This window comes from Kitasatospora sp. SC0581, from assembly GCF_048159585.1.
Lineage (GTDB): Bacteria > Actinomycetota > Actinomycetes > Streptomycetales > Streptomycetaceae > Kitasatospora.
The window spans coordinates 125248-132170 of the sequence record NZ_JBLRWA010000023.1; the positions used below are offsets into that span (position 1 = coordinate 125248).

Consider the following 6923-nt stretch of genomic DNA (forward strand, 5'->3'; position numbering starts at 1 on the left):
CTACGGTGGACGGAATCCAAGTCAAGAAAGACACCAAGCCCATATCCGATCGGGATCCGGAGGGCACCGGAAGCGCATTGGTAAACTCCGGTCCTCCCCATTACCTGAATAGGTGAACCGATATGAGTGACCTCCTGGAGCGGCTGCGCGGGCGCGGCTGGCGCCTCACCTCCCAGCGGCGTGTCGTGGCCGAGGTCCTGGACGGCGAGCACGTGCACCTGACCGCCGACGAGGTGCACGCCCGGGCCGCCGAGCGCCTCCCGGAGATCTCCCGGGCGACGGTCTACAACACGCTCGGCGAACTGGTCACCCTGGGTGAGGTCGTCGAGGTCGCCACCGACGGGCGCGCCAAGCGCTACGACCCGAACGCGCACCACCCGCACCAGCACCTGATCTGCACGGGCTGCGGCGCCATCCGCGACGTCCACCCGCAGGGCGACCCGCTGGCCGACCTGCCGGCCGAGCAGCGCTTCGGGTTCGTCGTGGCGCAGGCGGAGGTCACCTACCGGGGACTGTGCCCGGACTGCGCGGGCTGACCGCTCCGGCGGCCGGCCGTCCGCCCTGCCCGTACCCGCTGGCCGTACCCGCTGCCCGTACCCGCTGGCCCGCCGTGCAGCGGTCGGGGGCCGGGATCGCTTAGGGTCGACCAATGGCGAAGTACTTCGACGTGCATCCAGAGTCCCCCCAGCCGCGCACCATCGGCTCCGTGGCCGCCGGCCTCCGCTCCGGGGACCTCATCGCGTACCCGACCGACTCCTGTTTCGCCCTGGGCTGCCAGCTGGACAACCGCGACGGCCTCGAACGGATCCGGTCGATCCGGCGCCTCGACGACCGCCACCACTTCACCCTCATGTGCATGGACTTCGCCCAACTGGGCCAGTTCGTCCACATCGACAACAACGTCTTCCGCGCGATCAAGGCCGCGACGCCGGGCAGCTACACCTTCATCCTCCCCGCCACCAAGGAGGTGCCGCGCCGCCTGCTGCACCCGAAGAAGAAGACGGTCGGCGTCAGGATCCCCGACCACGTCGTCACCAGGGCCCTGCTCGCCGAGCTCGGCGAGCCCCTGGTCTCCAGCACCCTGCTCCTCCCCGGCGAGGACGAGCCGATGACCCAGGGCTGGGAGATCAAGGAGCGGCTCGACCACCAACTGGACGCCGTGCTGGACTCCGGCGACTGCGGCACGGTGCCGACGACGGTCGTCGACTTCTCCAGCGGCGAGGCGGAGATCACCCGGCGCGGGGCCGGCGACCCCGAGCGCTTCGAGTGACGCACCGGGCGCACCCGGAGGGCGGTCTCAACCCCACTGGATCCACAGTGACTTGAGCCCGTTCTGGAAGTTGGAGACCAGCCGCCGCGGCGGCCGCCCCGGCACGAGCCCGAGCCCCGGCAGCCGCTCGACCAGGCAGCGCAGCGCCGACCTCAGCTGCAGGCGGGCGAGTTGGGCACCGAGGCAGAAGTGCGGGCCGTACCCGAAGCTCACGTGGTCGTTCGGGCTACGGGTGACGTCGAACCGGTCCGGGTCGGGGAACACCGCCCCGTCCCGGTTCGCGGAGGCGTGGTAGACCACCACCTTGTCGCCCCGCCGGATCGCCCGGCCGCCCAGCTCCACGTCCCGCGTCGTGGTGCGGCGGAAGTCCATGACGGGCGGCCACCAGCGCAGCATCTCCTCGACGGCGGTGGGGACCAACTCCGGTCTCCCGCATAGCAGTTCGTACTGCTCCGGATGGCTCAGCAGGGCGTACAGGCCGCCGGGCAGGCCGTTGCGGACGGTCTCGTTCCCGGCGACGGCGAAGAGGAAGAACATCGTCTCGAACTCCTCGACCGTCAGCCCCGCTTCGAGCGTCCGGGAGAGCAGGCCGCCCGGGGCGGGCCGCCGGGCCAGGCCGTGGGCGTAGGCGAACATGTCCGCCAGGGCGGCGCGGGAACGGGGGTTGACCGGGCGGCCGTCCGGGCAGGTCCGGCTGGTCGGACGGCGGGCGAGCGCGGCACGGCCGAGTTCGGTGAGCGCGGCCGGCTCGGCGGTGCCGGAGTGGGCGTAGTCGGCGTCCTGGTAGCCGATCACCCGGTTCGCCCAGTCCAGCAGCAACCCCCGGTCCTGCTCCGGCACACCCATCACCCGGGCCAGCGTCCACACCGGCAGGTCGGCGGCGAGCCGCACGAAGTCCGCACGACCGGCCGGACGCACCTCCTCCACCAGCTCCCGCACCCGCCCGTCCACCGCCCCGGCCAGCTCCGCCAGGGCGCGCGGGGTGAACGCCCCGGCGACGATCCGGCGCAGCCGGGAGTGGTCGGGCGGGTCCTGGTTGAGCATCATCGCCCGCGCGAACGCCAGGTCCGCCGGGGAGTCGGGGTCACGGATCTGCGTGGCCCCCAGGTGCGAGGAGAACAGCTCGGGACTGCGCAGCACGTGCTTCACGTCCGCGTGCCGCAGCACCGCCCAGTACCCCGGCCCACCCGGCCACCCGCCGACGGGGGGCTCCTCGACCCAGCAGACGGGGGCGAACTCGCGGAGTTCCCGCAGGAGTTCGTACGGCACGCCGTGCGCGTAGGTGTCCGGGAGGAAGAGCTGGTTCACGTGCGCCTGATCGAGGGCCATACCGACGGACGGTACGTCACACCACCGGCGGCCGGAACGGCTTCGGCACGAGGAACGGAAGCGGCTGGTCAGGGCCTTCTATCCCGTGGCACCAGCCGTGTACGCCCCGCTAGACTCCGCCCGCTCGATCACATGTGCGCTTTCCGTGCGCACGACCTGTCCAAGGTGGGGGGAGTAGATGAACGTGCTGCCGATCGGCAGACAAGTACGACGAAAGCGAGGGGGAGGAGGCCGCGCAGCCGCCTCCGGAGCCCTCCTGTTGACCGTCCTGGCCTCGCTGATGGGCCAGGCCGCCCCGGCCCAGGCCGTGGGAGCCGCACCGACGGCCGCCACCGCCTCGCCGCAGGCGGGCGCCCCGGCGGACCCGGGCGTCAAGCCGGACCCGACCTCGACTCCGGCCGCGGCTCCGAACCCGGCCGCGGGCGAGGGCAGCGCAGCCGCCGCCGCACCGGACCGGAAGGCCGACCAGGAGGCCCTCGCCCAGCAGCTGCGGCAGGCCGACCCGAGCGGCCCGTGCCCGGCGGCGCTGCAGCCCAACACCGTGGCGAGCTGCACCGTCGACCAGAGCGGGACCGTCACCTTCGGCATCGACCTGCCACAGCAGAAGGACCTGCTGCTCGTACAGATCGCCGCCGCCCAGGGATCCCTGATCCCGTCCGTGGTCGCCCCCGACGGCACCGCCGTGACCTGCGACGACCCGGTCGGCCCGAGCTGGGGCAGCAGCCAGTCCCTGCGCTGCGCCACCACCCGGGCCGGCACGTACACGCTGAAGGTCGGCACCGTCACCAGCGCGCCGACCGCGCTCGCGCTCTCGTACCTGCCGCTGCGGTCCACCACCGCCTGCCGCACGATCGGCCCCGCCGACCTCACCCTCGGCGCCCCGACCGTGTACCAGGGCGACCTGGCGCTCGGCTCGGCCGGTGACTGCTACCAGGTGAACGGCCTCGCCGCCGGCGACATGCTCCGCACCGGAGCCACCCTCCGGGGCGCCACCACCGTCGTCTACGACGCCACGGGCACCCCGGTCTGCGACAAGTGGGCCTCCTCCGACTGCCGCCTCACCGGCACCGCCCCGTACCGGATCACCGCCCAGCGCTACAACGCCACCGCCCTGACGTACGACTTCTTCGCGGCGCGGCTCTCCCGCCCGGAGGGCTGCACGCTGGTCGAGCCACAGGCGTTCGGCGTCTCCCCGGACCCGACCCCGGTCACCCGCTGCCGCACGCTGCGCGTCCCGGAGTCCGCACAGTACGAGTTCGGGACGGTCCTCCAGGGCGACGGCTCCGTCGCCGGCGGGCTGTACACCGCCGACGGGGCCCCGCAGGGCGGGCTCTGCCCCCAGGGCTCCTGCGAGCTGACGCCCGGTGACTACACCTGGGCCGTCGACCCGTACGCGGTCTCCGTGAGCGCGTTCGGCCTGGCGTTCCACTCCGCCAAGGAGACCCGGGGCTGCGTCGCGGCCAACGACACCGGCCTGACGGCCGGCCCGGCCACCGGTACCTTCGGCGGGCCCGGCCAGCAGCTCTGCCTGACTCTGCCGACCGCCTCCGGAAAGGGCGTCTACCTGATCAACCGGCCGCCCGCCGACGGCACCACGGCCGGCGGGCGGGTCGTCGACGCCTCGGGCGCCAAGCAGTGCGACATCGGCGACACGACCGGCATCTGCCGCCTGACCGGCACCGCCCCGTTCCGCGTGGTGCTGACCGGCACCCCATCCAAGGCATACGCGCTGGTGATCCACCGGACCGAGGAAACCGCTGGCTGCACCGCCTGGCCGCGGACCGGGTTCGACGGCAGCTGGGGCGTCGAGGTCCCGATGCCCCAGGGCTCACAGGAGGCCGTCTGTCTGAGCCTGCCCGCCGACCAGCACTCCACCACCGAGATGATCGACTACGGCAACCTCAAGAACCAGCTGAACGCCGAGATCACGGTCGTGGACGGTACGGGCAGCCCGGCGTGCTCGTTCATCGCCTACGGCAACTCGGCCAAGTCCTGTGCCCTGACCTACGGCGTCCCGTACACCGCGCTGCTGATCCCGATCCGGACCTGGGAGGCCGACAGCTACAAGCTCACCCGGCGCGACGCGTCCCCGAGCGCACAGTGCCTCACCCCGTCCTCGACGACGGTCGGCGGCCCCTCGCTCCGATTCGACCTCACCTCCGCCCTGGACGCCCGGTGCGTCCGCGTCGACGCCGCAGCCGCGGACAAGCTCTGGATCGGCTCGCGGCCGGGCAGGAACGCGTACGGCCCGGGGGTGCTCGCCGCCGTGCTCGACGCCGGAGGGAAGAACGTCTGCACCCAGTGGGGCACCAGCTGCCTGGTCACCGGCACTACCTCGTACACCATGGTCCTGTTCGCGGCCGGCTACAAGGACAAGCCCCTGCACACCAGCGTGGACACCTGGAAGGTCGGCACCGCCGACGGCTGGGCACCGGAGTGCACCGCCCACCCGGTCTCGATCGACGGCTTCCCGCAGCGCAGCGGGGTGTTCACCGAGGACTCGACCGGCTACTGCGCGGTGGTCGACATGAAGCCCTCGCAGTCCTTCAACGTCGCCGGCACCAGCAGCGCCCCCTTCAGCCAGCAGCCCGCCGTCACCCTGCTGAGCGGCACCCACTGGAACCGTGACTACTACGACCACCAGTGCGTCAACTCCAGCGGGTTCAGCGCCCGGTGCCAGACGTTGAGCTCCGCCGACGGCGGCCAGGCCGTCCTGATCGTCACCCCCGGTACCTCGGACCTGCCGGTCGAGTACAGCTTGCAGGGCACCTGCGACTCCTCCTGCCCGCGACCGCAGCCGTGGCCCTTCCTGGCGTCCGTCAGCCCCTCCACCGGGGCCGCCGGGACGAGGGTCCAGGCCGTCATCCGGGGCTCCGGACTGACCCTGGGCAGCAAGGCGAAGCTGGTGGGCAGCGGCGCCTCCGGCACGCAGTTCCTGGAGACGGTCTCGGTGAACGCCGACGGCACCGCGCTCGACGTGCTGCTCGACACCAGGAGCCTGGCGCCGGGTAAGTACAACATCGAACTCGACGGCGTCTACGGGGTCTCGCTCCCCGACGCCTTCACCGTCACCGCCGCCACCACCCCGTCCAAGAGCCGGTTCGTCCCGATCACCCCGGCCCGTTTCCTGGACACCCGGGACGGCACCGGCGCCCCCGCCCAGCGGGTCGGCGCGGGCGGCGTGGTCAGCCTCCAGGTGGCCGGCGTCAAGGGCGTCCCGGCGACCGGCGTCACCGCCGTCGTCATGAACGTCACCGCCGTCAACCCGACCGGCTCCGGCCACATCATCGTCTACCCCGACGGCCAGCCGCTGCCGAACGTCTCCAACCTCAACTACGAAGCCGGAAAGATCGTCCCGAACCTGGTGACGGTCCCGGTCGTCAACGGCAAGGTCGACCTGCGCAACAGCGCGGGCGACGTCGACCTGATCGCCGACGTCACCGGCTACTACACCGACGGGGCCGCCGGATCGGCCTTCTCCCCGATCACCCCGGCCCGTTTCCTGGACACCCGGGACGGCACCGGCGCCCCCGCCCAGCGGGTCGGCGCGGGCGGCGTGGTCAGCCTCCAGGTAGCCGGCGTCAAGGGCGTCCCGGCGACCGGCGTCACCGCCGTCGTCATGAACGTCACCGCCGTCAACCCGACCGGCTCCGGCCACATCATCGTCTACCCCGACGGCCGGCCCCTGCCGAACGTCTCCAACCTCAACTACGAAGCCGGAAAGATCGTCGCCAACCTGGTGACGGTCCCGGTCGTCAACGGCAAGGTCGACCTGCGCAACAGCGCGGGCGACGTCGACCTGATCGCCGACGTCACCGGCTACTACGGCGACTCCGGCTCGACCTACTCCCCCACCACCCCCGTCCGGCTGCTGGACACCCGCAACGGTGTCGGCGCCCGAGCCGGAGCGGTGAGCGGCGGCGGCATCGTCAGCATGCAGGTGACGGGCCTGGAGGGCGTGCCGGTCAGCGGCGTCACCGCCGTGGTCCTCAACGTCACGGTCACCGAGCCGACGGCGGACGGCCACCTGATCGTCTACCCGCACGGCACCGACCGCCCCGGCGTGTCGAACCTCAACTTCACGGCCGGGCAGACCAGGGCCAACCTGGTCGTCGTCCCGGTCGTGGACGGCCGGGTGACGTTCTTCAACAACTGGGGTGACACCCACGTGATCGCCGACCTGAGCGGCTACTTCACGGCCTGACCCCGTCCCGCCCGTCACGAACGCTGCCGTGGCGCCCCCACCCCCGGGGGGCCCGCCCCGCCCGTTGCGGCGCACCAAAATGAGGGCGGGGGCGCGGGGCGGGCGGCGGGGGGGGGCCCC

General features: G+C 72.4%; 4 protein-coding genes. 3 read left to right on the plus strand and 1 reads right to left on the minus strand.

Features of this window, described 5'->3' with window-relative positions; genetic code table 11:
* Positions 1-122 precede the first annotated feature (122 nt).
* Together ACLWS4_RS28100 and ACLWS4_RS28105 are read left to right on the plus strand one after the other, a co-directional pair.
* On the plus strand, positions 123-536 hold the full coding sequence (locus ACLWS4_RS28100) for a Fur family transcriptional regulator (protein ID WP_117487014.1): 414 nt from the start codon (positions 123-125) through the stop codon (positions 534-536).
* Positions 537-649: 113 nt separating this feature from the next.
* Positions 650-1270 carry an L-threonylcarbamoyladenylate synthase gene (locus tag ACLWS4_RS28105; RefSeq protein WP_049650747.1) on the plus strand — a complete coding sequence of 207 codons (621 nt, stop codon included), beginning with the start codon at positions 650-652 and terminating at the stop codon, positions 1268-1270.
* Between the two features lie 27 nt (positions 1271-1297).
* On the opposite strand, the gene ACLWS4_RS28110 is transcribed toward ACLWS4_RS28105, so the two are convergent.
* Positions 1298-2599 (minus strand): cytochrome P450, encoded by a 1302-nt coding sequence (locus tag ACLWS4_RS28110; RefSeq protein WP_416875556.1) that lies wholly within the window; start codon positions 2597-2599, stop codon positions 1298-1300.
* A 259-nt stretch (positions 2600-2858) separates the two neighbouring features.
* Between ACLWS4_RS28110 and ACLWS4_RS28115 the strand changes: the two genes are divergently transcribed.
* Entirely contained in the window at positions 2859-6803 is a 3945-nt protein-coding gene (locus tag ACLWS4_RS28115) for a hypothetical protein (protein WP_416875557.1), read from the plus strand.
* Positions 6804-6923: the final 120 nt, after the last annotated feature.